Source organism: Curtobacterium sp. PhB128 (genome assembly GCF_004340725.1).
Classification (GTDB): domain Bacteria; phylum Actinomycetota; class Actinomycetes; order Actinomycetales; family Microbacteriaceae; genus Curtobacterium.
The window spans coordinates 182,043-207,389 of sequence record NZ_SLUR01000004.1 but is presented as its reverse complement, the minus strand read 5'-3'; the positions used below and the strand labels follow the sequence as shown (position 1 = coordinate 207,389).

The following is a 25,347-nucleotide window of genomic DNA, read 5'->3' as shown; positions in this document are numbered from 1 at the left end:
GGTCACTGATGATCTCTGTCGGAATGGTCGGCGCGGGCCAGTTCGCCCCCCAGTTCGCCAAGCTGTTCAAGCTCCACCCGGACGTCGACCGCGTCTTCGTGACCGACCTCGTCGACGACCGCGCGTCGGAGCTCGTCGAGTCGCAGCACCTCGACGGAACGTTCGCCGACTTCGACGCCGTGCTCGCCTCGGACGTCGACGCCGTCGCGATCTTCACGCAGCGCTGGACGCACGGTCCGCTCGTCGTCAAGGCGCTCCGCGCCGGCAAGCACGTCTACTCGGCGGTGCCGATGGCGATCTCGGTCGACGAGATCCGCGACATCATCGAGGCCGTCCGCGAGACCGGGCTCACCTACATGATGGGCGAGACGAGCTACTACAACCCCGCGACGGTGTTCGCCCGCAAGCAGGTCGCCGACGGCGCCTTCGGCCGGGTCTTCTACTCCGAGGGCGACTACGTGCACGACATGGACCTCGGGTTCTACGCCGCGTACCAGTTCAGCGGTGGCGAGGACTGGAAGCGCACCGCCAGCTACCCGCCCATGCTGTACCCGACCCACTCGGTCGGCGGCGTCCTCGGCGCCATCCCCGGACACGCGGTCAGCGTCAGCTGCATCGGCGTCAAGGACGACCGGGGCGACGGCGTCTTCGACAAGGACGTCAGCCAGTTCGACAACGACTTCTCGAACGCCACCGCCCTGTTCGAGCTCGACAACGGCGGCGTCATGCGCATCAACGAGATGCGCCGTGTCGGCTACCCGTCGCACATCCGCGAGTCCCGCTTCCGCTACTTCGGCACCGAAGCGAGCTTCGAACAGCTCGCGAAGACCAGCGTCTGGCAGGACAAGGAGGACTCGCACGACATCAGCGACAAGATCAACACGCAGGCGACGATGGACCTCGACGACCCGCGTCTCGCCGGCGTCGACCCCTCGCTGCGCGACGCGTTCGTGTCCGGGTACGCCGAGGTGCACGACACCGACCGCCTGCCCGCCGAGTACGCCGGCGTGCCGACCGGGCACGAGGGCTCGCACCAGTTCCTCGCCGACGACTTCGTCCGCGCCGTCGTCGACCGGACGCTGCCGCCGGTGAACGCCTGGACCGCCGCTCGCTTCACGCTGCCCGGCATCATCGCCCACCAGTCGGCCCTGCAGGGCGGCGCACGCCTCGAGGTGCCGGACTTCGGGGACGCCCCGGAGACGACCACGGCGGTGCCCTCGTCTAGTATCGCCAGCGAATAGCAAGTGGTGTTCGGGTGTCGGTCCACACGGGCCGGCACCCGAACGCGACTTCCGAGCCGACGAAGGTGGCACCCGTGAGCGTCCCGACGACCCCGAGGGCGGTCACCCGCGCCGACGTCGCCCGGTACGCCGGCGTGAGCACCTCCGTCGTCAGCTACGTCGTGCACGACGGCCCCCGCCCCGTCGCGGCGGCCACCGCCGCCCGGGTCCGTGACGCCATCCGGGTCCTCGGGTACCGGCCGAATGCCAGCGCCCAGGCCCTGCGCACCGGGTCGTCGAAGATGCTCGGCCTCATCGTCCCCGAGCTCGACAACCCCTTCTGGTCCGAGCTCGCCGTCGAGGTCACCCACGCCGCAGCAGCCCGCGGCTACGACGTCCTGCTCGCCAACAGCGACGGCGACGCCAGCCAGGAGCGCGAGCGGCTCCGCAGCCTGTCCGCCCGCCAGGTCGACGGGATCATCGTCACGAGCATCATGACCCACCCGGACCTGTCCACCGTGTCGGACCCGGGCATCCCGATGGTCCTGCTCAACACCTTCTTCGAGGTGCCCGAGTACGCCAGCATCGGCGTCGACGCCCTGCGGGGCGCGTACGACGGCACCCAGCACCTGGTCGAGCACGGCTACGGGTCGATCGGCCTCGTCATGGGGCACGCCGGCTCCATGGAGCTCCGCGAACAGGGCTGGATGCGGGCCCTGCGCGACGCCGGGCTGCCGGACGGCCCGATCGTGCGCTGCGACTTCACCCGACGGGGCGGGTACGAGGCCGGCCTGCGCATGTTCGCGGACGGGACGGGACCCCGCGCCGTCTTCGTCAGCTCGGACATGCAGGCCGTCGGTGTGCTGCGGGCACTGTGGGAACTCGGGCTGCGCGTACCGGAGGACGTCGCGATCGTGTCGTTCGACGGCGGTGCCGAGGCGGACTACACGAACCCGCAGCTCACGACGGTCCGGCAGCCGATCGAGACGATGGCGACCGCCGCCGTCGACCGTGTGCTCGGGCTCGACGCGGACAACCAGTGGCACCGCGATCTGGTGCCCGCCGAGTTGGTCCTGGGCGCGAGTTGCGGGTGCGACGTGCGTCGCTGACGCACCACCGAACCGTCCTGGAGGCGCGGGGCGGGGCCGCCACGGGCCTCCCGTCCGTCAGGTGGCCGGGTCCATGACGGCGGTGAGCCGCTGGAGCGGCACACGCTGCTGGGACTCCTGCGTCACCGCGACCGCTTCGACCGGCTCGCCGGAATCGGAGTCGACGAAGCGCAGGTCCGACGTCAGCTCCGTGGGGCGGTACCGATCCGCCCAGCCGCCGAGCGCCAGGAGCACCAGCGAGAGATCGCGGCCGGCGTCGGTGAGGATGTACTCCTCGCGCGCCCGGGCACCCTCCGGCTTGTAGGTCGTGCGCTCGAGCACTCCCCCGTCGACGAGGGAGGCCAGTCGTGCGGTCAGGACTTCGCGCGGGACGCCGAGGCTCTGCTGGAACTGACTGAAGCGCGTGGAACCGGCGAGGGCGTCACGCACGATCATGAGCGTCCACTTCTCGCCGAGGACGTCGAGGGACCGTGCGATGGGGCAGCGCTCGTCGCCGCCGAGGATGCCGAGCATGCCTTCATCCTAGCTGAGTTCGATTTCCGGACACAACGTGCTAGGTTCGGTTTTCGTACTCAACTTCTCTCGTCTGGAGCCCCTCATGACCGACCTCACCAACGCCATCGTCCTCGTCACCGGAGCGAACGGCGGCCTCGGCGCCGAGTTCGTCCAGCAGGCCCTGGACCGCGGCGCCGCCAAGGTCTACGCGACCGCCCGCACCCCGCGCACCTGGGACGACGAGCGCATCGTGCCGCTCGCCCTCGACGTCACCAGCCAGGAGAGCGTCGACGCCGCAGCCCGTGCCGCCGCGGACACCACGATCGTCGTGAACAACGCCGGGATCGCCGGCGCCGACCCGCTCGTCGACACCTCCGTCGCGGAGGTCGAGCGCATCTTCGCGACGAACGTCTTCGGCGCGCTCCGTGTCGCCAAGGCCTTCGCCCCCTCGATCGGCGGCGGCGCGCTGATCGACGTGCACTCGGCCCTGAGCTGGGTCGCGCTCGCCGGCGCGTACTCGGCGTCGAAGGCAGCGTTCTGGTCGATCACGAACTCGCTCCGCCTCGAGCTCGCACCCCAGGGCACCCAGGTCGTCGGCGCACACCTCGGTTACACGGACACCGGCATGACCGCGGGGCTCGACGTCGAGAAGTCCGACCCGGCCGACATCGTCCGGCTCATCTGGGACGCCGTCGAGGCCGGCGAGCACGAGGTCCTGGCCGACCAGGTCAGCCGTGACGTCCGCGCCGGGCTCAGTGCGCCGCTGACGGCGCTGTACCCGGCGCTCGCGACCGCCTGAGGTCCGGTCGCGGGCGCGGCGTACGCCGTACGGTGGAGGACGTGCAGTTCCTGGCGTCCGCCCTCCGAGTCCCGATCACCGGCTTCGGCGCGCTCGCGCTCTGGCTGCTGGCGACGTCGGACGGCGAGCTGCTGAAGATCCTGCTCGGGGTCGGCTCGGCGCTGCTCGCCGTCGCTGGCTACGTCGGTCAGACCGCGGCGGAGCGTGCCGTCAGGAACCAGCAGCTCGACCAGGCGGTGGCGCGGAAGGACGAGTGGGAGCGCGAACACGGCGACGTCGAGGACCGGGCCGGTTGACGGTCCTGGTTCGGGAACCGCGAGGTTCCCGAACCAGGACCGTCAACCGCGGGCACCGCGATCGGTGATGTCGCGGTTGACGGCGCTGATCGCGGCGCGCTCCTCGACGGAGATGCCTGCGGCAGCCAGGACACGACCGAGCACGCCGCTCTTGCGCTCGATGTAGTCGTCGATGTCCTCGGCTTCGGCGGCCGCTCGGCGCTTCACGGAGGCGTACTGGTCGCGCAGCCCCGGGTCGGCGCGCAGCACGTCGCGGACGGCGAGGTGGTTCCGGAGCGAGAGCGATCCGGCCGTGGCGACGTAGGTGTTGCTCGGGGCGAAGTGCTCCGGAGTCCGGAAGGCCTGCCGGTCGGGGACGCCGAGGTCTCCCCGTGGCTCGAAGCCGATCACGGCCAGCGCTGCGACCGCCGCCGTGACGTCGCTGGCATCGACGACGATGTCGACGTCGATCACGGGCTTCGCCGCGAGACCGGGCACTGATGTGCTGCCGACGTGCTCGATGCTGCGGTAGGGCGCACCGGCGGCGTCGAGGGCTGCGGCGTACGCGTCCCGCAACACCGCGAACCGCTCGGGCCACGACGGCTGGTACTCGACGACCTCGATCATCGAGTGCGCCGTGTGGCGGGAGGGGGTGCGAGGAGCTGGAACATGACGTGGTCGCGCCAGGCTCCGTTGATCGTGATGTACTCCGGCGCGAACCCGTAGCGCTTGAACCCCGCGGACTCGAGGGCACGCTGAGACCCCACGTTCTCCGGAAGCGTCTCGGCCTGCACCCGGTGGAGTCGGAGGACGTCGAACGCGTGGACGGCAGCGGCGGCGACGGCGCGGGAGGCGTGGCCCTGGCGCAGCCGGTCAGCGCGGATCCAGTACCCCATGGCACACGACTGCAGGGCTCCGCGGGTGATGCCGCTCAGCGTGATGCGCCCGAGGAGTTCACCGTCGGTCGACTCGATCACGAACGGGACCGCGGTGCCGGCGCGCTCCGCAGCGAGCGACTGCACGACGACATCGTGCTGGCCCTGCTTGGTGAAGTACGCCGGGGCCCGGGACGGCTCCCACGGGCGCAGGTGCTCGGCGCTCGCGGTGATGACGGCGGCGAGCGTCGCCGCGTCGTCGACGCGGAGCAGGCGCAACCGGGTGTCCATGGCGGAGGGTGTGGGATTCGAACCCACGAGACATCTCTGCCCACCTGTTTTCAAGACAGGCTCCATCGGCCGCTCGGACAACCCTCCAGTGACGCGACCACGTGGCGAGACGTGACCGCGTCCCGGGAAGTCTAACGGGCCTCCCGTCTGCCGTGCGCGTCAGCGCATGCCGGGGTCAGCGCGGCAGGGAGTCGAGCGCCGCTGCCAGGCCGTCGTCGGACACGCCACCGGTGAGTTCGTTGCCGGCGTCCACGACGTCGTCCGGAGCCTGCCCCATCACGACGCCACGACCGGAGGTCGATGCCCACCGGAGCATGTCGATGTCGTTGCGGCCGTCGCCCGCGGCGAAGACGCGCGACCGCGGGATGTCGAGCCACTCGCGCACGCGTTCCATCGCGGTGGCCTTCGTCACGCCCTCTGGTGCGATGTCGAGCCACGCGGTCCACCCGACCGTGTACGAGACCTTGTGCAGGCCCATGTCCTCGACGATCTGCAGGAACTCCTCGAGCCCGTGCTCCGGCGAGATCACGACGACGCGGGTGGCCTCGACCGTGAGCAGCTGCTCGAACGGCACCAGCTCGCCCGCGTTCGTCATGGTGTCGGCGGGGAAGTTCTCGGACAACCGGAAGTGGCCGGTCTCGTCCTCGACGCCGAAGGCCGCGTTCTCCAAGGCGCCACGGATGGTCTGCAGGACGTCGCTCGGGTCGAAGTGCTCGACGTGGACACGCTCGTAGGACCCGTCCGGACGGCGGGCCAGGGTCAGCGCACCGTTGGCACAGACGAGGTACTTCGGCTCGATGCCGAGGGTCTCGAGCAGCGGCACCGTCATGCCCTCGCTGCGGCCCGTGGAGAGCATGACCTCGTGCCCGGCGGCCTCGGCATCGCGCACGGCGGCGACGACTGCTTCCGTGATGACGCCGTCCTCGCGCATGGTGGTGCCGTCGATGTCGAGCGCCACCAGCCACCGCTTCGTGCGGGCGGGAGCACCGGCACCGGCGTCCTGCGCTGAACCGTCGACGAACCGCCCCTGGGAGGTCATCGGGGTTCGATCACCTCGACGCCCCCGAGGTAGGGGCGCAGCACCTCGGGCACGACGACGGAGCCGTCGGCCTGCTGGTGGGTCTCGAGGATCGCGACGATCCAGCGGGTGGTCGCGAGGGTGCCGTTCAGGGTGGCGACCGGGGCGGTCTTGCCGCTCTCGGTGCGGTACCGGATGTCGAGGCGACGAGCCTGGAACGTCGTGCAGTTCGACGTCGAGGTGAGCTCGCGGAAGGTGCCCTGCGTCGGGACCCAGGCCTCGATGTCGTACTTCTTCGCCGCGCTCGTGCCGAGGTCACCCGCGGCGACGTCGATCACGCGGTAGTGCAGCCCGAGGTCCTGCAGCATCTGCTCCTGGTAGGACACGAGCTTCTCGTGCTCGGCCTCGGCCTGGTCCGGGTGGACGTAGGCGAACATCTCGAGCTTGTTGAACTGGTGCACGCGCAGGATGCCGCGGTTGTCCTTGCCCGCCGAGCCGGCCTCGCGCCGGTAGCAGGTCGACCAGCCGGCGTAGCGGTGCGCGGTGTTCTCGATGTCGAGGATCTCGTCGGCGTGGAAGCCGGCGAGGGCGACCTCGCTCGTGCCGGTCAGGTACAGGTCGTCGGCCTCGAGCCGGTAGACCTCGGCCGCGTGCTCGCCGAGGAAGCCGGTGCCCGCCATGGTCTCGGGGCGGACGAGCGTCGGGGTGATGAGCGGCTCGAAGCCGGCAGCGATGGCGCGGTCGAGGCCGAGCGACATGAGCGCGATCTCGAGCCGGGCGCCGAGGCCGCGCAGGAAGTAGAAGCGCGAGCCGGAGACCTTCACGCCGCGCGGGATGTCGATGATGCCGAGGTGCTCGCCGAGGTCGGCGTGGTCCTTCGGCTCGAAGTCGAACTCGGGCTTCGTGCCGACGGTGCGGAGGGTGACGAAGTCCTCTTCGCCACCGGCGGGGACGCCGGGCAGCACGACGTTCGGGATGGCGCGCACGACGGAGTTGAAGGTCTCCTCGGCCGCGGTGACGGTCGCCTGGGCTTCCTTCACCCGGGCCGAGAGCGCCTGGGCCTGCTGCACGAGCGCGGCCTTCTCGTCCTTCGGGGCCTTGGCGACGGTCTTGCCGAAGGCGTTCTGCTCGGCGCGGAGCGACTCGAACGCGGTGATCGCGCTGCGTCGGGCGGCGTCGGCGGCGACGGCCTCGTCGACCACGGCGACGGATGCGCGGCGGGACTCCTGCGAGGCCTTGATGACGTCCGGGTTGTCACGAAGCAGCTGGGGATCGATCACCGCTCCATCCTAGAGGCGGCGACATGGGGAGGAACCCGCCGCTCGCAGCGTCCGATCGGTACCGTTGATCCCATGTCGACCCCTTCGGAGACCGCGCCCGCGGACCAGGACGCCCTCCCCACCGAGCACCGGACGGCTGCCGTGGTCTACAACCCGGTCAAGGTCCACCTGCCGACCCTCAAGGCCACCGTGGAACAGCACCAGCAGGAAGCCGGCTGGGCCGAGACGCTCTGGTTCGAGACCACCGAGGAAGACCCGGGCGGGGGCATGGCCCGCGCAGCGCTCGAGGCGGGGGCCGACGTCGTCGCCGCCGCGGGTGGCGACGGCACCGTGCGCGCGGTCGCCGAGGTCGTGCACGGCTCCGGTGCCTCGCTCGCGCTGCTGCCGAGCGGGACGGGCAACCTGCTCGCCCGCAACATGAAGCTCCCCCTCGACGACCTGGCGAGCAGCGCGCACACCATCTTCTCCGGCCACGAGCGGGCGATCGACTTCGGCCTCATCGGCATCGAGCGGCCGGACGGCGCCCGCGAGCAGTTCGGCTTCGTCGTGATGGCGGGCCTCGGGCTCGACGCCCGGATGATCGCGAACACCCGGCCCGAGCTGAAGAAGCGCGTCGGGTGGCTCGCGTACCTCGACTCGCTGCTCCGCTCCGTGCGGGACACCGACGGCTTCGAGTTCAAGTACCGGCTCGACGAGTCGGCCCGCAACGGTTCGGTGCGCGCGCACTCGGTCATCGTCGGCAACTGCGGCATGCTGCAGGCGAACGCGATGCTGCTGCCCGACGCCGAGATCGACGACGGCGTGTTCGACATCGTCGTGATGCGCCCCCGCGGCTTCTTCGGCTGGGTGCGGATCGGTGCACGCGTGTTCTGGGAGAACGGGATCCTGCGCTGGTTCCGGCGTTCGGCGCTGTCCGAGACCCTGATCGGTCGGCGCATCACCACGGCGGCGAAGCAGGAACGTCCGCTGCGGTACATGCGCGGCGAGGAGTTCACGCTGCGGCTCGAGAAGCCCGACGAGTTCGAGATCGACGGTGACCCGGTGGGCGAGATCACGGCGTTCCGTGCGCGGATCGACCCGGGTTCGCTGACCGTCAAGGTGCCGACGGTCGAGCCGAAGCCGAGCTGGGTGCGCGGCCGCAAGCGCTGAGCGGTACGCGGGCAGTGCGGCCGGTGCGCGGTTGCTCACTCGGTGCGAGGTTGTTCGGGCGCACGGAGTGATCAACCTCGCACCGAGCGGCAGCACCGACCGACGAGCACAGCGCCGCGCGTCAGCCCGCGTCGGGCTCGCCGGACACGATCGCGCGCAGCCAGTCCCGCGCCTCGACGAACGCGGCGTCCGAGTAGCGCGCCGGCACCTCGGGCTGCGCGCCGTCGGCCCGCGGGTACGACCCGAGGAACGTCACGCGGGGGCTGAACCGTCTCAGACCGAGCAGGGCGTCGGCCACGCGCTCGTCCTGCACGTGCCCGTCCAGGTCGATGACGAACCGGTAGCGGCCGAGCTCGTCACCGATCGGCCGCGACGACAGCAGCCCCATGTTGATGCCGCGGGTGGCGAACTGCTCGAGCATGTCGACCAGGGCGCCGGGGTGGTCGGCGGGCAGCTCGACGATGACGCTCGTCTTGTCGGCACCGGTCGGCTCGGGCAGCGCCAAGGTCTTGGACACGAGCACGAAGCGCGTGACGGCCGAGGCGTTGTCGCCGATCGACGACGCGAGCACGACGACGTCGTGGTGGTCGGTGATGCCGGGCGGTGCGACGGCGGCGTCGGCGGTGGGGTTCGCCTCGAGCAGGGCGAGCGCGGCGGCGACGTTCGATGACGCCGGGATGTGGCCGTGGCCGGGCAGGTTCGCCTCGAGCCAGTTGTGGGTCTGCGCGTACGCCACCGGGTGCGCGTTCACCGTGCGGACGTCGGCGAGCACGGTGCCGGGGCGCGCGACGAGCACGAAGTCGACCGGCACGAGGTACTCCCCCACGATCCGTACGCCGGGGATCCGGGCGAGGGCGTCCTGCGTCGCGCTGACGCCGCCGTCGACGCTGTTCTCGATCGCGATGACCGCGCCGACCGAGCGGCCGGACATGACGTCGTCGAGCGCTTCACCGACGTTGTTGACGCTCCGCCAGGGCTTGCCGGCCGCGGCCTCGACGAGCTTGAGGGCCGCCTCGGTGAAGGTGCCGGCGGGTCCGAGGTAGGAGTACGTGTCGGACGGCGCGGCGGGGTCGGTCATGGGCCGAGCCTATTGCAACGACCGAGCCCGCAGACGCGGGCGCAGACGCGGGCGCACAGCGCCGTTCAGTCGGTGCTGGCGCCGGTCAGCCGGGCCTCGCAGATCGCGGTGTCGTCGTCGTCCCGCGGGTACGTCAGGGCAGCGAACCGCCCTTCGGGGTCGAGCCGTGTGAGCAGTGCGGCCGCGATGCCGTCGAGCTGGACGACCTGCTCGTCACTCAGGGCGTCGATCACGACGTGGCGTGCGGTGCGGACGTGGTCCGGAGCGGCCTCGACGATCGTGGCGTACCCGGCGTCGGTGAGCTGGACGTCGGTCGCGCGGCGGTCCGAGGTCGAGGGGCAGCGCGTCACGAGTCCGCGCTTCTCGAGCCGGGACACCACGTGCGACAGCCGGGGCAGCGAGGCGTTCGTCGCCGAGGCCAGCGCCGACATGCGCAGCGTGCGGCCGTCGGTCTCGGAGAGCATCGCGATGACCATGTAGTCGAAGTGCGTCAGGTCCGCGTCACGCTGCAGCTGCTGGTCGAGCGCCGCCGGCAGGAGTTCCATGACGGCCACGAGCTTCATCCACGCGCGCAGCTGCTCGCGGGTGAGCCACGGGGTCTCGTCGGTCATGTCTGCATCCTACCGAATGGTTGTCGCTTTAACCAGTGCCGTCCGCCGCGCACGAACCACTCCGACGACGAGCACCGCCACCACCACGAGCAGCAGCACCCCCTCGACGATCAGCAACCGCGTGCCGTAGTCGAACGGCAGGATCGTGGGGTTCTTCTGCCCGTGCCGCTTCGCCGCGATCTCGGGCAGCACCACGAGGGCGAGCACACTGCCGAGCACGATCACCGTCTGCACCACGACGAGCACCCACGCCCGGAGCGACCGCCCCGCCCGACGCAGGAGCAGTCCGGCGCCGACGACGAACGGCGACAGGATCGCGTCGTGCAGGATCACCGCGCCGAGCAGCCAGGTCGCCAGCCCGCCGATCCGGTTCGGCTTGACCGACGTCACCAGGACGTAGGCGCCGAACGCGATCACCAGCACGCCGAGCACGACGAGCACGATCCGCGCGGCCTTCACCGCAGCACCTCGATCTTCTCGATCCACTTGGTCTGCAGCACGCCCGGTCGCCCCGGAGCGATGATCCGCGCCGGGAACCCGTGGTCCAGGTCGAGCGTCGAACCGTTCAGCTCGAGCGCGACCAGGGTGGTCGGGTCCTCGGCGTACTCCGGCCCCATGTCCATGATCCGGTAGCCGCCGTGTCGTTCCAGGCTCGTGACGCGCACGTGCGATCCGGGTTCGGCCTGCACGGCGCCGAGCAGGTCGCGCATCCGCACGCCCTTCCAGCTGCCCATCTGGCTCCACCCCTCGACGCACGAGATCGGCAGGTCGACCTCGGTGGTGCCGAGGGCGACGAGTTCCGCGCGCACGAAGGTCCGGGTCACGTCGGGTCCGACGACGGTCAGCGTCCAGTCCGCGGCGGTCGCGCTGGCGAGCACCCCCGCCGCGCGGGCGGTGCGGTTGACCGGCAGGCCGTTCGCGCCGAGACCGCGCTGGCGCGCGCCGAACACGTTGAACGGTTCAGCGAGCTTCGAGGACTGCCCCGCCGTCAGGGCGACGACGCCGACGACCGCGGCCGTCACGCCACCGAAGAACCCGCGTCGTGCGATCCGCTGGCGTCGGCCCTGTGCGCGCTCCTCGACCGACCGGGAGGCCCGGGTCGGCTCCGGCGCATCGGCCGCCGGTTCGTCCGGGGCTGCGTCGACCGCCTCGACCGCCTTGACCGCGTCGACGCCGTCGATCCAGCGGAACACGCGGCCGAGCAGGCCGGGGGCCATGGACTGGGCCGTTTCGGCACCCGCAGCCGGCGGGGCGGACGCGGGGCGGGCCTCCCGTACCGGGGGAAGCAACTCGCTGCCGGACGCGGGGTCCACGATGAACCGGCCCTGCTCGTCGTAGGAGTCGCGCTTCCGCCAGTAGCGGGCGATCACCGGCAGCTTCGACGCGATGTGGATGATGAGCGACCCGATGATCACGTACGCCATCGCGTTGTGGACCTGGCGGAACGGGAACGGCCACGGGTACCACTGGTACGTGTTGAGCAGGCCGGTCGTGACCTGGATGATCGACGCCGACACGAGCACGGCGATCGACAGCCGCTCGAACAGGTGCAGCACGCCGCGCACCGGCGGGACCTGCACCAGCGCGGGCATGACGGTGTTGAGCTTGGCCAGCAGCAGCGGGATGATCGCGATGCCGGTGGTGATGTGCAGGCCCTGGGTGAACTGGTAGAGCTGCGTCGGCCGGGTCGGGAACCGCATCCAGCCGAGGGGCTCCTGCAGCAGGTGACTGTAGATGCCGGTGCCGAAGCACACCACGAAGGCGATGCCGAGCAGTCGTCCGAGCACCACCGCGGAGCGCGCGTTCCGGTTCGGCGAGGCCAGCGCGGCCCGCGCCTCGAACAGCAGGTGCCGCACGCCCGCTAGCCTCGACGGACCATGAGCGACCGACTGCGTGCCGTCCGACCGTCCTCCGCCGTCGGACCCGGTGCCCGCCTCGCCGTCGTGGGCGCGGTCGTCGGAGTACTGGCCCTCGCGGGCGTCATCGCCTTCGGCGTCACGCATCTGGGGTTCCTCCGATCCGACACTCGTTCGTCATTCGTTGCGTGGACGCTGATCGCTTGGACGGTGTTCGTGATCGCCGTGCTCGCGCTGCGGTTCGTGCCCGCCCGGTGGATGACCGCCGTGGTCATGGTCGGGGCGGTGGTGGTCGGCCTCGCGGCGCTGGCCGGCCCCCCGAGCACCAGCACCGACTCGGCGCGGTACGCGTGGGACGGCATCGTCCAGCATGCCGGAGTCTCACCCTACGCGCACACCCCCCAGTCCACGGCACTGTCCGGTCTGCGGCCCGACTGGCTGTTCCCGGACAAGGTGAACGGCACGTGCGACGACCTCAAGCCCCGGTTCCGCGGCCTCGGCGACGGCGCGGACGGCCACTGCACCGCGATCAACCGGCCGGACGTGACGACGATCTACCCGCCGATGGCGCAGCTCTGGTTCGCCGCGGTCCGTGCGTTCGTGCCGGCGACCGCGCAGTACATGCCGTTCCAGGTTGCGGGCCTGCTCCTCTCGCTCGTGGTGACCATCGCCCTCGTCGTGGTGCTGCGGAAGACCGGTCGTCCGACCTGGTGGGCGGCGCTCTGGGCCTGGTCGCCGCTCGTGGCGTCGGAGGCCGTGACGAACTCGCACGTCGATGCCCTCGGCGCGGCGCTCGCGACCGCGGGTGCCGTCCTCGTCGCGTTCGGTCGACCGATCTGGGGCGGGATCGCGCTCGGAGCGGCCACGGCCACCAAACTCATCCCCGCGATCGTGTACCCGCCGTTGCTCGGCCGGTGGCGTTCCTGGTGGGCGATCCCGGTCGGCATCGCCGTGTTCGGCCTGCTCTACGTGCCCTACGTGCTGACGACGGGGCTCGACGTGCTCGGGTACCTGCCCGGCTACCTGAGCGAGGAGGGCTACGAGGACGGCTCGCGCTTCGCCCTGGTGTCGCTGGTCTTCCGGGGCGACGCCGCGACCGTCGTGGTCGGGCTCGCCGTGCTGCTCGCCGCCTTCGTGGCCTGGCGGCTGTCCGACCCGTCGCGGCCGTGGTCCGGCGAGGTCCTGATGATCGGCGTCACGTTCCTCGCCGTGACCCCGCGCTACCCCTGGTACGCGCTGCTGCTCATCCCGTTCGTGGTGCTGTCGGGGCGGTGGGAGTGGCTGTCGATCGGGCTCGCCATCGCGCTGCGCGGGGTGTGGCCGTCGACGGACGCCTACCGGTGGTGGCTGCTCGCCGCCGTGGCCGTCATCGTGGTGGTGACGCTCCTGCGCACGAGCCGGTCGGACTGGCGGCGCTGGTGGGAACGGCTGTCGTTCCGGAGCGTCGAACACGTACGCTGAGCCGCATGGCACCCGCGACCCTGCTCGGCACGACCATGGACCCGGCGTCCGCCGGGCTCGTCGACCGCTTCGGGCGCCGTGCGATCGACCTGCGGGTGTCGCTGACCGAACGGTGCAACCTGCGCTGCACCTACTGCATGCCGGCCGCCGGGCTGCCCTTCGCCCCCGACGACGCCCTGATGACCGCCGCCGAGATCGAGCGGCTGGTGCGGATCGGGGCGTCGCGGTTCGGCGTGCGCAAGGTGCGGTTCACCGGCGGCGAGCCGATGCTCCGGCACGACCTGGTCGACGTGATCGCCCGGTGCGCCGCGCTGCCCGACGCCCCGGAACTGTCGCTCACCACGAACGCCATCGGTCTCGCCCACCGCGCCCAGGCCCTGTACGACGCCGGGCTGCGGCGCGTGAACGTGTCGCTCGACACCGTCGACCCGGACGTGTTCACCACCGTGACCCGCCGCCCGTTCCTCGACAAGGTCATCGCCGGGCTGTCCGCCGCCCACGACGCCGGCCTCGACATCAAGGTCAACGCGGTGCTGCTGCGCGGGATCAACGACGAGGCCGCGCCGGAGCTGCTGCGCTGGTGCCTCGACCGCGGCTACGAGCTGCGGTTCATCGAGCAGATGCCACTCGACCCCGACCACGCCTGGGACCGCACCGAGATGGTGACCGCTGCCGAGACCCGGGCGCTGCTGGCGTCGTCGTTCGTGCTGACGCCGGACGAGGCACCGCGTGACGGCGCCCCGGCCGAGCGGTACCGGGTGCAGGACGCACACTCCGGTGCGTCACTCGGCACCGTGGGCATCATCGCGAGCATCACCGAGTCCTTCTGCGCCGACTGCACCCGCACCCGGTTGACCGCCGACGGCAACGTCAGGAGCTGCCTGTTCTCCGACGCGGAGACCGACGTGCTCGGCCCGATGCGCGCGGGGGTCTCCGACGACGACCTGGCCGAGCTGTGGCGCCGGGCGATGTGGGCGAAGCCGCGCGATCACGGCGACGACAGCGACGAGCTCGTGCACCCGACGCGCGGCATGAGCGCGATCGGCGGCTGAGACATGACCACGATCCGGTTCTTCGCCGCTGCCCGTGCGGCGGTCGGCGCGGACACGCTGACCACCGCGGCCGGCACGCTCGACGAGGCGCTGCGCGAGGTCACCGCCACCGACCCATCGCGATGGAGTGCGCTGCAGGAGCGGTGCTCGTACCTGGTCGACGGCGTGACCACCCGCGACCGGGCCACCGCGCTGTCCGGGGTCGCGGTCGTCGACGTCATGCCCCCTTTCGCCGGCGGCTGAGCGCCCCCGCCCGTTCTTTCCCAGAACGCCCGCGATGCCTGGTGTTTCCGGGCATACCGGGTCAGAACTTCCGACCAGGTACGCCCGATCCGACCAGGTACGCCTCCGCGCCGCGGCCGCCGCGCCCCCTACGGCGAGACGGACAGCACGATGAACGCGGCGAAGATCACCAGGTGCACCCCGCCCTGCAGTCGCGTCGCCCGACCCGGCAGCACGGTGAGCACCGCGGCGACGATCGTCAGCGCGAGCAGCACGATCTGCGACGACCCGAGGCCGAGCAGCAGCGTGCCCGGCATGAACAGCGACGCCACCGCGATGGACGGGATCGTCAGACCGATCGACGCCATCGCCGACCCCATCGCCAGGTTCAGGCTCGTCTGGATCCGGTTGCGGGCGGCGGCCTTCGACGCCGCGATGCCCTCGGGCAGCAGGATGAGCAGGGCGATCACGACGCCGACGAACGACGGCGGGAACCCGACCGCGGCCACGCCGGCCTCGATCGCGGGCGACTCGACCTTGGCGAGCCCGACGACGGCGACGAGCGCGACGACGAGCAGTGCGAGCGAGATCATCGTCGCGCGACCGGTCGGCCGGGCGGCGTGGGCGTCCTCGGACTCGGCGAGCACACCCCCTGACCGGTTCACGGGCAGGAAGAAGTCCCGGTGGGCCACGGTCTGCGTCACGACGAACAGCCCGTAGAGCACGATCGACGCCACGGCCACGAAGACGAGCTGCGTCCCGGTGAAGGACGCGTCGTCGGTGCCGGTGGTGAACGTCGGCAGCACCAGGGTCAGCACCGCGAGCGCGGCCACCGTCATCGTCGCGGCGCTCGCGCCCTCCTGGTTGAAGCGCACGGTGTTGTGCCGGAGCGTCCCGATCAGGATCGCGAGGCCGACCAGCCCGTTCATCGTGATCATCACGGCCGAGAACACCGTGTCGCGCGCCAGGGTCTCGGCCTGGGCACCGCCGGAGCTCGACAGCGAGATGATGAGCGCGACCTCGATGATCGTGACCGCCACGGCGAGCACGAGTGACCCGAACGGTTCCCCGACCCGGTGCGCGACGACCTCGGCGTGGTGCACCGCCGCGAGCACGGTGGCGGCGAGCACGACCGCGACGATCGCCACGACCACGGTGCCGAGTCCGTAGCGGCCGTACGAGAACGCGAGCACGACGGCCGCCAGGATCGGGATGGCCACGGGCCACGCCTTGGGGAACCAGGAGGTCATCCGTCCATTGTCTCAACCGCGCGGCGCGTACACCGCCAGTTCGGACGCGGGAACGTCCACGTGGACCGCGTCGCCAGGCCCGATGCCGAGTGCCGTGACGCGCGACAGGGTCAGGTCCGCGACCAGGTCGCCGGCGCGGACCCGCACCAGACCGTCCCGCGGTTCGAGCGTCGTGACGGTGCGCGCCGGTCCGGCGCCGTCCCGCGTGAGCACGGCGGCCGTCGGGTGGAAGGCGCCCAGGGCGGGCCGACCGGGAGGCACGGCGTGCGTCCCCGACGCCAACTCGCCCCCGCCGTCGGTCGCGATCCCACCCGCGGTGGCGGTCCCGCGCACCAGCGCGAGTCCGGAGAACGCCGCCGCGAAGGCACTCGTGGGCCGTCCGAGCACGGCCGCTGGGGTGCCGTCCTCGACGACCCGGCCGTGCTCGACGACGACCACCCGGTCGGCCAGGGCGACGACCTCGACCGGGTCGTGCGTGACCAGGACGCTCGGACGCCCGCCGATCGCGGTCCGGAGGGCCGCACGGACCTCGTCGCGCGCGGCGACGTCGAGCGCCGACGTCGGTTCGTCGAGCAGCAGGACCGCCGGGTCGGTGGCGAGCGCCCGGGCGATGGCGACGCGCTGGGCCTGCCCGCCGGACAGCGCATCGGGGCTCCGTCCCGCCAGGTCGTCGATGCCGAGGGCCGCCATGGCACGGAGCGCGCGGGCACGGGCCGCGGCTCGTCGGACACCGGCTGCCCGTGGGCCGAACGCCACGTTGCCGATCACGTCGAGGAACGGGAACAGGTCCGGCCGTTGGGCGACGAGTCCGATGCGGCGGCGGTGGGCGGGGACGGTCCGCCGCTGGTCCGCCACCACGGTGCCGCCGAGGACCACCTGTCCGGCGTCGATCGGCAGCAGGCCGGCGAGGGCCTCGACCACGGTGGACTTGCCCGCGCCGTTCGGCCCGATGACGGCCACGCACTCCCCCGCCGCGACCTCGAGGGCGACGTCGACCCCGCGTCGCTCGACGACGATGCGCGCGGCGACCCCGGTCACGCTGCCACGCCCCGGGTCCGGAGCGACGAGGCGCCGATGACCACGACGGCGACCACGACGAGCACGACCGCCAGTGCCACGGCGGTGTCCGGGTCGACCTCGCGCTGCAGGTAGATCTCCAGCGGCAGGGTCCGGGTGACCCCCTGCAGGCTGCCCGCGAACGTCAGGGTCGCACCGAACTCGCCGAGTGCGCGCGCGAAGCAGAGCACCAGTCCGGAGACGATGCCGGGCAGGACCCTCGGGGTCGTGACGGTGAGGAACGTGCGGGTGGGACCGGCGCCGAGGGTGGCGGCGACCCGCTCGTACCGGTCCCCCTCGACGCGGAGCGCGCCCTCGATCGAGGACACCAGGAACGGCATGGCGACGAACGTCTGCGCGATGACGACCGCTGTCGTGGTGAACGCGATGTGCAGTCCGTGGTCGTCGAGGAACGCCCCGACCACCCCGAGGCGACCGAACGCCGCCAGCAGCGCGAGCCCGCCGACGACGGGCGGCAGCACGAGCGGGAGCAGGACGACGGCGCGGGCGATCCCCACCCACCGTGACCGGGACCGGGCGAACAGCACGGCGAGCGGGTACCCGAGCACGAACGCGACGGCCGTGGCGGTCAGCGCGGTGCCGAGGCTGAGCCCGAGGGCCGTGAGCGACGCCGTCGAGGTGACGAGGGCGACGAACGACGACCAGTCGACCCGACCGAGCATCGCCAGCACGGGGACGACGACGAACAGGCCGCCCAGCACCGCGGGCAGCGGGAGCCACCAGGCGACCGGCGGCCGTCCGTCAGCCCGCGAGGCCACGGGTCACGGCTTCCCGAACCCGGCGGCGGTGAGCACCTTCTGGCCCGTCGCGGACCGGACGTAATCTGAGAACGCCTGCGCGAGCTCCGGGTCCGCGGACGCCTTGAGCACGCCGATCGGGTACGTGTTGACGGCCTTGCTCGACTCGTCGAACGGGACACCGTCGACCTTGCCGTCGGCACCCTGCACGTCGGTCACGTAGACCAGCCCGGCGTCGGCCTGACCGGACTCGACCTTGCCGAGCACGTCGGTGACGGACTGCTCCTCGCTGACGGGCTGCAGGTCGGCGCCCGAGGCGGACTCGACCTTCGCCGTCGCGGCGCCGCACGGCACCGGGGCGGCGCACGTGACGAGCTGGACGTCGGAGCCGGTCAGGTCGTCGAGGCTCGTGATGCCCTTCGGGTTGCCCGGCGCGACGGCGATCTCGAGGACGTTCGTCGCGAAGTCCTCCGGTGACCCGCTCGCCAGGTCGGTCGCGGACAGCTTCGCCATGTTCGCCTCGTCGGCGGAGGCGAACACGTCGGCGGGGGCGCCGTTCTGGATCTGGGTGACCAGGTCGCTCGACCCCGCGAACGAGAACTCGATCGAGGTGCCCGGGTGGGCGGCCTCGAACTGCTTGCCGAGCGTGGTGAAGGTCTTCTGGAGCGACGCTGCGGCGAAGACGGTGATCGAACCCGACACATCGGCGCTCGACGACGAGGACGACGATGGCGACGGCGACGACGACCCCGCCGGAGCGTCGGCGGTGGAACACGACGCCAGGCCGAGCGCCGCGACGACGGCGAGGGGTACGAGCAGCGTGCGGGAACGACGGGTCATCGGGGGTCCTCCTGGTGGGTGGGTGCCTCGACGGTGACCATCGTGGCCTTGACGGACGCCACGGCGACGGACCCGACCTCGAGCCCGAGGTCGCGCACCGCCTCGGCGCTCATGAGCGAGACGACGCGGTGCGGGCCGCACTGCAGTTCGACCTGCGCCATCACGGTGTCGACGACCAGGTCGGTGACGATGCCGACGAAGCGGTTCCGTGCCGAGCTCTTCACGCCGGTGTCCGGTGCGGCCAGCTCGGAGCTCCGTGCCCGGGCGTACTCGGCGACCTGCCGACCGTCGACGACGGCGCGACCGGCGTCGTCGGTGGCCCGGTCGAAGGTGCCGCCGTCGACGAGTCGGCGCACGGTGTCGTCACTCACCCCGAGGAAGGCAGCAGCATCGCGGATCCGCAGTTGCGTCATGATGCGACGATCCTAGCCGCGGAAGCGGCGCTCTGGACCCGATCGTGTCGGATCAGGACGTGTGCCCGATCGCCACGGGCAACCCTTCGCGGCGCCAGGCCTCGAACCCGCCGTCGAGGACCGCCACGTGCCTCCAGGCCGGTTGTGCGGCAGCCCACGCGTCCGCGCGCGGACCACGGGCGCAGTAGACGACCACGTCCGCCGCGTCGGCGTCGTCCGGAACGGCTCCGGCGACCACGCCGTCCGCCCGTTCGGCGTCGGTGCGCACGTCGACGACGACCACCGGGTCCGCGGGGTCGGCCAGGCGTGCGGCGAGCGCCGACGGCGCGATGCGGTCGGTCCGAGCGGGAGCGACCACGACGGGTCGGCGTGATGCCGGCCCGCGCCGGACGGGGCTCTCGCTCCACCGCCAGCGGCGCGCGTCGACGGTCAGGACGCGTCCGAGCAGCGGTTCGCCGGTGCCGGTGACCAGGGCCAGCACCTGTCCGGCCATCACCGCTCCGACGGCGCCGCACAGTGCCGGCACGACGCCGTCCAGGGCGCAGGAGCCCTCGTCGGGCAGGGCCTCGGGGTGCAGGTCGTGGAAGTCGACGCCCTCCGGTCCGGCGTCGCGGAACACGCTGACCTGGCCGTCGTGACCGAGCACCGTGCCCCAGACGAACGGCACGCCCGCGTCGGCGCAGGCCTCCGAGACCGCCCGGGTGACCAGGACGGAGTCCGCCGCGTCGACGACCACGTCGTGCCCGGCGACGAGCTCCGGGGTGAAGCACCCGACCACGGCGACGGCGTCGAGTTCCGGGTCGACGGCGCGGGCGCGGGCGACGGCGACCTCGGCCTTCGACGATCCGACGTCGGCCGCGGTGAAGAGCGTCTGGCGTGCGAGGTTCGACGCGTCGACCACGTCGGGGTCGACGACCGTGAGCCGCCCGACCCCCGCGAGGTACGCGACGACGGGCGCCCCGAGCCCGCCGGCGCCGACCACCAGGACGCGTGAAGCGGCCAGCCGGCGGAGCCCGATGCCGCCGACGTCGGACAGGGCAGCGGTCCGCGAGCCGAGCCGGGTCCGCCACGGGGAGAGCGCTGCGACGGGGGCGACGAGGGGGTCCATCCCGTCATTCTGGCCGGTCGCGCCGAATCCCTGCATGTGAATGCTCAGCGGGTGGACGCGGCGGATGCTCAGTGCCGCTCGGTACGGTCGCGGGCGTGAGTTCTCCCCGCACCGGCACCGTCACGGTCCGACGCACGACGTCGGACGCGTCGACGCGCGCACGGCTCCGGGCACTCGCCCTGTCGACCGTGCGGACCCTGGTGCGTGCGCCGGAGATCACCGTCGGTGTGGTCGGTGTGGTCGTCGCCGCCGCCTTCACGTGGGTGCCGTCGGTCTGGTACGACGAAGCCGCCACCCTGACGAGTGCGCAGCGCAGTTGGCCGGCGCTCTGGGCGGAGCTGCAGAACGTCGACGCCGTGCACGGTCTGTACTACGCGCTCATGCACGTCTGGCTCGCGCTGGTCGGCTACTCCCCGTTCACGCTCCGCTTCCCGAGTGCCCTGGCGATCGGGATCGCCGCCGCCCTCGTGGTGGCGCTCGGCCGGCGGCTCGGCGGTGTCCGGCTCGGGGTCGTCTCCGGTCTGGTCTTCCTGCTGCTGCCCCGCGTCGCCTGGGCCGGCACCGAGGGCCGCCCGTACGCGACCGTCACCACCTTCGCCGCGCTGCTCACGCTCGTCGGCCTGACCGCGGTCCGTCGCACGCGGGTGCGGCACCACGCGACGCGGTGGTGGGTCGTCTACGGCGTGCTGGCGGCCGTGGCCGTCCTGTTCAACGTGTACCTGTCCCTCGCCGTCGTGGCGCACGGCGTCGTGCTCGCGTGGACCGGGGTCGCCGACCGGGCGGCCCGACGGCAGGCCACGGTGACGGATCGCAGTGGCACGGTGCCCTCGGCGATGGTGGACCGCGCCGTCGTCGTCCGCTGGGCCGTCGCCGCCTCCGCCGCGGCCGTCGTGGTCCTGCCGTTCATCGGACTCGCCGCCGGTCAGGCCAAGCAGGTCGGCTGGATCACCGGCATCGGGTGGGCCACCCTGCGCCAGGTGTTCGCGACCGCGTGGTTCGGGGTCGTCTACCCGTACGCCGCCCTCGGGTGGCTGCTCATGATCGTCGCCGTCGTGCTGGCGGTGCGCGCGGCCCGACGCCCGTCGCCGGCCGCCCGCGACGTGCTCCGCATGCAGGCCGTCCGGGTCGCCGTGCCCCTGACGATCGTGCCCACCGCGCTGCTGGTCGCCGCGACCGCCGCCGGCGAGCACCTGTACTCCCCCAAGTACGCGAGCATAAGCCTGCCGTTCGTGGCGCTCCTGATCGGACTGGCGATCACGGCCATCCGGCCGCGACGCTGGATCGCGATGGCCGTCGTGGCCATGGTCCTGGTGTCCGTGCCGACGTCGACGATCGTCCGACTGCCGCACGCCAAGCAGTCCTCGCACTGGGCGAACGCGGCGGCGATCATCGAACGCGAGCGGAACGTGACCACCGACGCCGACGAAGGGGTGATCTACGGCAGCGTGTGGGAGCACCCGACCGCGACGGCGCAGGTCATCGCCGACGCCTACCCCGAGGCCTTCAGCGGCATGCGGGACCTGGCGGTGGCGAGCACGGGTGCGCAGCGTGGTGAGCTCTGGAACGTGAACGGCGACATCGCCACGACCGTGCCGGCACGCCTGGCCGACATCGACACCGTCTGGTTCGTCGGCGCCAAGTCGCGGAACATCCGCCCCGAGGTCTCCGAGACGCTCAAGGACCAGGGCTTCCACGTGGTGCGGTACTGGCACACCGACACGGTCATCCTGTGGAAGTACAGCCGCTGAGCTGACGGCCGGTCAGCGTTCGTCGTACGGTCAGCGTCTGTCGTACGGTCAGCGTCTGTCGTACGGTCAGTGCACGAGGCGGGCGCCGTGCACCGGACCGGTGGCTCGGAGCGCGACCAGGCCGGCAGCGCTGAGCTCGACCTGCAGTTCGAGCGCGGTGTCACGGTCACCGACCAGGAACGCCACCGTCGGACCGCTGCCCGACACCAGACCCGCGAGCGCTCCGGCCTTCTCGCCGAGTTCGAGGGTCGACGCGAGTCCGGGCTGCAGCCGCATGGCCGGGGCCTGCAGGTCGTTGTGGACGCAGTCGGCGAGCAGGTCGGGGTCGCCGGCACGCAGCGCCTGCAGCACGTTCGACTCCACCACGGGGTGGGACGGCGCCGGTGCGATGTCGGCGCGGTAGCGCTCCCGGTGCTCGTCGAGCGCACGGTAGACCGCCGGGGTCGACAGGCCGTCGTCGCTCAGTGCGAGGACCCAGTGGAACTCGCCCTTCGCCAGCGCGGGGCTGAGTTCGTCGCCGCGGCCGGTGCCCACGGCCGTGCCACCGGCGAAGGCGAACGGCACGTCCGCGCCGAGCTGCGCGGCGAGACGGAGCAGTTCCTCACGCCCGAGGGCGGTGCCCCAGAGCGTGTCCACGGCGAGCAGCGTGGCCGCGGCGTCCGCCGAGCCACCACCCATGCCGCCGGCCACCGGCACCTGCTTGTCGATCGTCAGTCGGACCCCGCCCCGGTGCCCAGCGGCGTCGGCCACGAGCCGGGCCGCACGGATCGCCAGGTTCGACTCGTCGACCGGCACGTTCGACGTGTCGATCGGACCGGTGAAGGTCACCGAGAAGTCGTCGGCGTGCTCGGCCGTCACGTCCTCGTACAGCGACACGGCCTGGTACGCGGTCGCCACGTCGTGGTAGCCGTCGTCCTGCAGCGCACCGACGGACAGGAACACGTTGATCTTGCCGGGGGCGCGCGTCCGCACGCGGGTCGGGGCGGCCAACGTGGTCATGCCCCCAACCTATCCCGCTGCGGCTGCCGCGAAGCCCCGCGCCAGGTCGGCGAGGACGTCGTCGATGTGCTCGAGGCCGATCGACAGCCGGATGAGCCCGTCACCCACACCCGCCGCAGCCCGCTCCGACGACGTCATCTGCACGTGGGTCGTCGACGCCGGGTGCACGACGAGCGACCGGACGTCACCGATGTTCGACACGTGGTCGAACAGCTCGAGAGCGGCCACGAACCGCCGTCCGGCCTCGACCCCGCCGTCCAGGTCGAACGCCAGGACCGCCGACGGCCCCTTCGGCACGTACCGCTGCTGCAGGTGGTGCCACGGCGACGACGGCAGTCCCGCGTAGTGCACGCCGAGCACCTGGTCGTGCGCGTCCAGCCACGACGCGACGGCGGCCGCGTTCGACACGTGCCGCTCCATCCGCAGGGAGAGCGTCTGGATGCCCTGCAGCACCAGGAAGGCGTTGAAGGGGGCGATCGCCGGACCGAGGTCGGCGGAGAGCTTCGACCGGGTGCGCTGGATGAACGCGCGCCGCCCGAACTTCTCGGCGAAGTCCGTGTTCGCGAACCCGGACTGTTCGGCGGTCGCGAGCTGCGGGAACCGCTCCGGAAGAGCCGCCCAGTCGAAGTTGCCGCTATCGACGATGAGTCCGGCTATGGCGCTGCCGTGACCGGCCAGGTACTTCGTCGCCGAGTGCACGACGATGTCCGCGCCGTGCTCGATCGGCCGGACCAGGTACGGCGTCGCGATCGTGTTGTCCACGATGAGCGGCACACCGGCGTCGTGCGCGACCCCGGCCACCCCGGCGAAGTCCAGGACGTCACCGCGCGGGTTCGGGATCGACTCCCCGAAGAACGCCTTCGTCTCCGGACGCACCGCGGCAGCCCACTCGTCCAGGTCCGTGGGGTCCTGCACGAAGGTGAACGCGATGCCGAGGTCGCGCAGCGTCGACGCGAACAGCGTGTACGTCGCGCCGTACAGCGAGGCACTCGACACGACGTGGTCACCGGCCCGCGCGACGCCGAGGACGGCCAACGAGGTGGCCGCCTGGCCGGACGCCAGCGCGAGCGCGCCGACGCCGCCCTCGAGGTCCGCGATGCGCCGCTCGAGCGCCGCCGCTGACGGGTTGTTCACGCGCGAGTACGTGTGCCCCGGGGCGTTGAGCATGAAGCGGTCCGCCGCGTCCTCACCGGACGGGTAGACGAAGGCCGCGGTCTGGGCGATCGGCGGGACGTTGCCACCGAACCCCGGGTCGGCCTTGAAGCCCGCGCGGATCTGCCGGGTCTCGAACGCCCACTCCTCCTCGGTCGTGCCCATCAGACGACCGCCTCGGACGCCGCGACCACCGACGGGCGGACGAGCGGGATGACCTGTTCGCCGAAGCGGTCCATCTCCTCGAGCTGCGGCGAGAACTGCAGCAGCAGCGTGTCCACCCCGGCGTCCTCGAACTCCTTGATCCGAGCAGCGACCTGCGCCGGCGTGCCGACGAACCCGGGGCGCAGGCCGCGGTTCGACACCGAGTAGTCCTCGAGCGAGGGGACGTGCTCGAGCTGCGACTTCGAGATGAAGTCCTGGTACGACTCGTACGCGTTCCCGTGCTGCACGTCGGTGATCCGCGCGAGCTCGGCCTGCGCCTCTTCCTCGGTCTCGCGGACGATGACGTACGCGGCCATGCCGAACGCCTCGAACGGCGGCAGTCCGGCGTCGACCCGGCGCTGCTTCATCTCGGCGATCTTCGTGCGGAGTTCCTCGACCGTGCCGCCGTGGGTCACGTAGGCGTCGGCGTACCCGGTGATCGCGGCCTTGCCCGCCTCGCTCTCGCCGCCTGCGTAGATGCGCGGCGTCACGCGGGGCTTCGGCTCGAGGTGCGCGTTCTCGATGTCGTAGTACTCGCCCGAGAACGAGTACGGCGTCTCCCGCCACATCCCCTTCATGACCTCGACGAACTCCGCCGTCCGCTTGTAGCGGTCGTCGTGCTCCGAGAAGATGCCGCCGTACTGCTTGGCCTCCTCCGCCCACCACGCGCTCACCACGTTGAACGTGAATCGGCCGCACGAGATGTCGTCGATCGTCGCCGCCTGCTTCGCCGTCACCGCGGGCAGGTGGTAGCCGGGGCGCATGGCCGCCATGATCTCGAGGCGCTCGGTCGTCGCCGCGATGGCCGCCGCGAGCGACCAGGCCTCAAGCGACGGCGCGGCCGTGCCCTTGATGTCGTTGAGGTTGAGCTCCGGCACGAGCGTCAGGTCGAAGCCGATCCGCTCGGCGCGCTGCGCCAGCCGCTTCACGTAGTCGAAGGTGACCGGCATGTTCTCGTTGTCGACGTTGCGCAGCCAGCCGCCGAAGAGCGGGGTCCAGTATCCGAATCGCACGGGGTGAGTTCCTTG

General features: G+C 71.8%; 27 protein-coding genes and 1 tRNA gene. 9 read left to right on the top strand and 19 right to left on the bottom strand.

Annotated features, from left to right (window positions below):
* Nucleotides 1-5 precede the first annotated feature (5 nt).
* Together EDF23_RS09185 and EDF23_RS09180 are read left to right on the top strand one after the other, a co-directional pair.
* Nucleotides 6-1,241 (top strand): Gfo/Idh/MocA family oxidoreductase, encoded by a 1,236-nt coding sequence (locus EDF23_RS09185; protein ID WP_131921478.1) that lies wholly within the window; start codon nt 6-8, stop codon nt 1,239-1,241.
* A gap of 74 nt (nt 1,242-1,315) precedes the next feature.
* A complete protein-coding gene (locus EDF23_RS09180; RefSeq protein ID WP_243648871.1) occupies nt 1,316-2,329 on the top strand; it encodes a LacI family DNA-binding transcriptional regulator in 1,014 nt (337 codons plus the stop codon).
* 57 nt (nt 2,330-2,386) lie between these two features.
* On the opposite strand, the gene EDF23_RS09175 is transcribed toward EDF23_RS09180, so the two are convergent.
* Nucleotides 2,387-2,842 carry a helix-turn-helix domain-containing protein gene (locus EDF23_RS09175; RefSeq protein WP_131921476.1) on the bottom strand — a complete coding sequence of 152 codons (456 nt, stop codon included), beginning with the start codon at nt 2,840-2,842 and terminating at the stop codon, nt 2,387-2,389.
* 85 nt (nt 2,843-2,927) lie between these two features.
* Here EDF23_RS09175 and EDF23_RS09170 point away from each other — a divergent pair, with 85 nt between their 5' ends.
* The gene (locus EDF23_RS09170) at nt 2,928-3,623 is read left to right on the top strand and encodes an SDR family oxidoreductase (protein WP_123291847.1); all 696 of its coding nucleotides are present in this window, start codon (nt 2,928-2,930) and stop codon (nt 3,621-3,623) included.
* 41 nt (nt 3,624-3,664) lie between these two features.
* The gene (locus EDF23_RS09165) at nt 3,665-3,919 is read left to right on the top strand and encodes a hypothetical protein (protein ID WP_123938372.1); all 255 of its coding nucleotides are present in this window, start codon (nt 3,665-3,667) and stop codon (nt 3,917-3,919) included.
* A gap of 42 nt (nt 3,920-3,961) precedes the next feature.
* Here the strand turns inward: EDF23_RS09165 and EDF23_RS09160 are convergent, their stop codons facing one another.
* The 5 genes from EDF23_RS09160 to serS form a co-directional block, all read right to left on the bottom strand.
* The gene (locus EDF23_RS09160; protein ID WP_131921475.1) at nt 3,962-4,525 is read right to left on the bottom strand and encodes a GrpB family protein; all 564 of its coding nucleotides are present in this window, start codon (nt 4,523-4,525) and stop codon (nt 3,962-3,964) included.
* Nucleotides 4,522-5,064 carry a GNAT family protein gene (locus tag EDF23_RS09155; protein ID WP_131921474.1) on the bottom strand — a complete coding sequence of 181 codons (543 nt, stop codon included), beginning with the start codon at nt 5,062-5,064 and terminating at the stop codon, nt 4,522-4,524. The genes EDF23_RS09160 and EDF23_RS09155 overlap by 4 nt, the downstream gene beginning before the upstream one ends.
* Nucleotides 5,064-5,151 (bottom strand) — tRNA-Ser (locus tag EDF23_RS09150). Before EDF23_RS09150 ends, EDF23_RS09155 begins: the two co-directional genes overlap by 1 nt.
* An 88-nt stretch (nt 5,152-5,239) precedes the next feature.
* Nucleotides 5,240-6,103 carry an HAD-IIB family hydrolase gene (locus EDF23_RS09145; RefSeq protein ID WP_131921473.1) on the bottom strand — a complete coding sequence of 288 codons (864 nt, stop codon included), beginning with the start codon at nt 6,101-6,103 and terminating at the stop codon, nt 5,240-5,242.
* Nucleotides 6,100-7,362: a serine--tRNA ligase gene (gene serS / locus EDF23_RS09140; RefSeq protein WP_123938376.1), complete on the bottom strand. Its 1,263-nt coding sequence runs from the start codon at nt 7,360-7,362 to the stop codon at nt 6,100-6,102. The genes EDF23_RS09145 and serS overlap by 4 nt, the downstream gene beginning before the upstream one ends.
* Nucleotides 7,363-7,434: 72 nt before the next feature.
* Between serS and EDF23_RS09135 the strand changes: the two genes are divergently transcribed.
* Nucleotides 7,435-8,511 (top strand): diacylglycerol kinase family protein, encoded by a 1,077-nt coding sequence (locus tag EDF23_RS09135; protein ID WP_131921472.1) that lies wholly within the window; start codon nt 7,435-7,437, stop codon nt 8,509-8,511.
* Nucleotides 8,512-8,632: 121 nt separating this feature from the next.
* On the opposite strand, the gene pheA is transcribed toward EDF23_RS09135, so the two are convergent.
* From pheA to EDF23_RS09115, 4 genes are all read right to left on the bottom strand, one after another.
* Nucleotides 8,633-9,589 (bottom strand): prephenate dehydratase, encoded by a 957-nt coding sequence (pheA, locus tag EDF23_RS09130; RefSeq protein WP_123338582.1) that lies wholly within the window; start codon nt 9,587-9,589, stop codon nt 8,633-8,635.
* A gap of 65 nt (nt 9,590-9,654) precedes the next feature.
* Entirely contained in the window at nt 9,655-10,200 is a 546-nt protein-coding gene (locus EDF23_RS09125) for a MarR family transcriptional regulator (RefSeq protein WP_131921471.1), read from the bottom strand.
* Between the two features lie 9 nt (nt 10,201-10,209).
* Nucleotides 10,210-10,659, bottom strand: a complete 450-nt coding sequence (locus tag EDF23_RS09120; protein ID WP_123291837.1) for a hypothetical protein — start codon at nt 10,657-10,659, stop codon at nt 10,210-10,212.
* Nucleotides 10,656-12,056: a molybdopterin-dependent oxidoreductase gene (locus tag EDF23_RS09115; RefSeq protein ID WP_207895467.1), complete on the bottom strand. Its 1,401-nt coding sequence runs from the start codon at nt 12,054-12,056 to the stop codon at nt 10,656-10,658. Before EDF23_RS09115 ends, EDF23_RS09120 begins: the two co-directional genes overlap by 4 nt.
* Nucleotides 12,057-12,077: 21 nt before the next feature.
* On the opposite strand from EDF23_RS09115, the gene EDF23_RS09110 reads away from it, so the two are divergent.
* From EDF23_RS09110 to EDF23_RS09100, 3 genes are read left to right on the top strand one after another with little or no spacing between them, the layout of a single operon-like run.
* Complete coding sequence (locus EDF23_RS09110) at nt 12,078-13,517, top strand: glycosyltransferase family 87 protein (RefSeq protein WP_123938377.1); 1,440 nt, start codon at nt 12,078-12,080, stop codon at nt 13,515-13,517.
* 5 nt (nt 13,518-13,522) lie between these two features.
* Nucleotides 13,523-14,569 (top strand): GTP 3',8-cyclase MoaA, encoded by a 1,047-nt coding sequence (moaA, locus tag EDF23_RS09105; protein ID WP_131921470.1) that lies wholly within the window; start codon nt 13,523-13,525, stop codon nt 14,567-14,569.
* 3 nt (nt 14,570-14,572) lie between these two features.
* Nucleotides 14,573-14,812, top strand: a complete 240-nt coding sequence (locus EDF23_RS09100; RefSeq protein WP_123291834.1) for a MoaD/ThiS family protein — start codon at nt 14,573-14,575, stop codon at nt 14,810-14,812.
* A gap of 128 nt (nt 14,813-14,940) precedes the next feature.
* Here EDF23_RS09100 and EDF23_RS09095 read toward each other — a convergent pair whose 3' ends face one another.
* From EDF23_RS09095 to EDF23_RS09070, 6 genes are read right to left on the bottom strand one after another with little or no spacing between them, the layout of a single operon-like run.
* Nucleotides 14,941-16,041: an ionic transporter y4hA gene (locus EDF23_RS09095; protein WP_131880481.1), complete on the bottom strand. Its 1,101-nt coding sequence runs from the start codon at nt 16,039-16,041 to the stop codon at nt 14,941-14,943.
* A 12-nt stretch (nt 16,042-16,053) separates the two neighbouring features.
* The gene (locus EDF23_RS09090; protein ID WP_131921469.1) at nt 16,054-17,079 is read right to left on the bottom strand and encodes an ABC transporter ATP-binding protein; all 1,026 of its coding nucleotides are present in this window, start codon (nt 17,077-17,079) and stop codon (nt 16,054-16,056) included.
* The gene (locus EDF23_RS09085) at nt 17,076-17,876 is read right to left on the bottom strand and encodes an ABC transporter permease (protein WP_123291831.1); all 801 of its coding nucleotides are present in this window, start codon (nt 17,874-17,876) and stop codon (nt 17,076-17,078) included. The genes EDF23_RS09090 and EDF23_RS09085 overlap by 4 nt, the downstream gene beginning before the upstream one ends.
* Before the next feature lie 3 nt (nt 17,877-17,879).
* On the bottom strand, nt 17,880-18,695 hold the full coding sequence (gene modA / locus EDF23_RS09080; protein ID WP_131921468.1) for a molybdate ABC transporter substrate-binding protein: 816 nt from the start codon (nt 18,693-18,695) through the stop codon (nt 17,880-17,882).
* Nucleotides 18,692-19,108 (bottom strand): TOBE domain-containing protein, encoded by a 417-nt coding sequence (locus tag EDF23_RS09075; protein WP_123291829.1) that lies wholly within the window; start codon nt 19,106-19,108, stop codon nt 18,692-18,694. The genes modA and EDF23_RS09075 overlap by 4 nt, the downstream gene beginning before the upstream one ends.
* Nucleotides 19,109-19,160: 52 nt before the next feature.
* On the bottom strand, nt 19,161-20,216 hold the full coding sequence (locus EDF23_RS09070) for a HesA/MoeB/ThiF family protein (protein WP_165901074.1): 1,056 nt from the start codon (nt 20,214-20,216) through the stop codon (nt 19,161-19,163).
* A gap of 95 nt (nt 20,217-20,311) precedes the next feature.
* Here EDF23_RS09070 and EDF23_RS09065 point away from each other — a divergent pair, with 95 nt between their 5' ends.
* Nucleotides 20,312-21,964, top strand: a complete 1,653-nt coding sequence (locus tag EDF23_RS09065; RefSeq protein ID WP_131921467.1) for a glycosyltransferase family 39 protein — start codon at nt 20,312-20,314, stop codon at nt 21,962-21,964.
* Nucleotides 21,965-22,030: 66 nt separating this feature from the next.
* Here the strand turns inward: EDF23_RS09065 and EDF23_RS09060 are convergent, their stop codons facing one another.
* From EDF23_RS09060 to EDF23_RS09050, 3 genes are read right to left on the bottom strand one after another with little or no spacing between them, the layout of a single operon-like run.
* Nucleotides 22,031-22,963, bottom strand: coding sequence for a 4-(cytidine 5'-diphospho)-2-C-methyl-D-erythritol kinase (locus EDF23_RS09060; RefSeq protein WP_131921466.1), 933 nt, complete (start codon nt 22,961-22,963; stop codon nt 22,031-22,033).
* A gap of 9 nt (nt 22,964-22,972) precedes the next feature.
* Nucleotides 22,973-24,280 (bottom strand): PLP-dependent transferase, encoded by a 1,308-nt coding sequence (locus EDF23_RS09055; RefSeq protein WP_131921465.1) that lies wholly within the window; start codon nt 24,278-24,280, stop codon nt 22,973-22,975.
* Nucleotides 24,280-25,332, bottom strand: coding sequence for an LLM class flavin-dependent oxidoreductase (locus EDF23_RS09050; protein ID WP_111084699.1), 1,053 nt, complete (start codon nt 25,330-25,332; stop codon nt 24,280-24,282). Before EDF23_RS09050 ends, EDF23_RS09055 begins: the two co-directional genes overlap by 1 nt.
* Between the last annotated feature and the right edge of the window lie 15 nt (nt 25,333-25,347).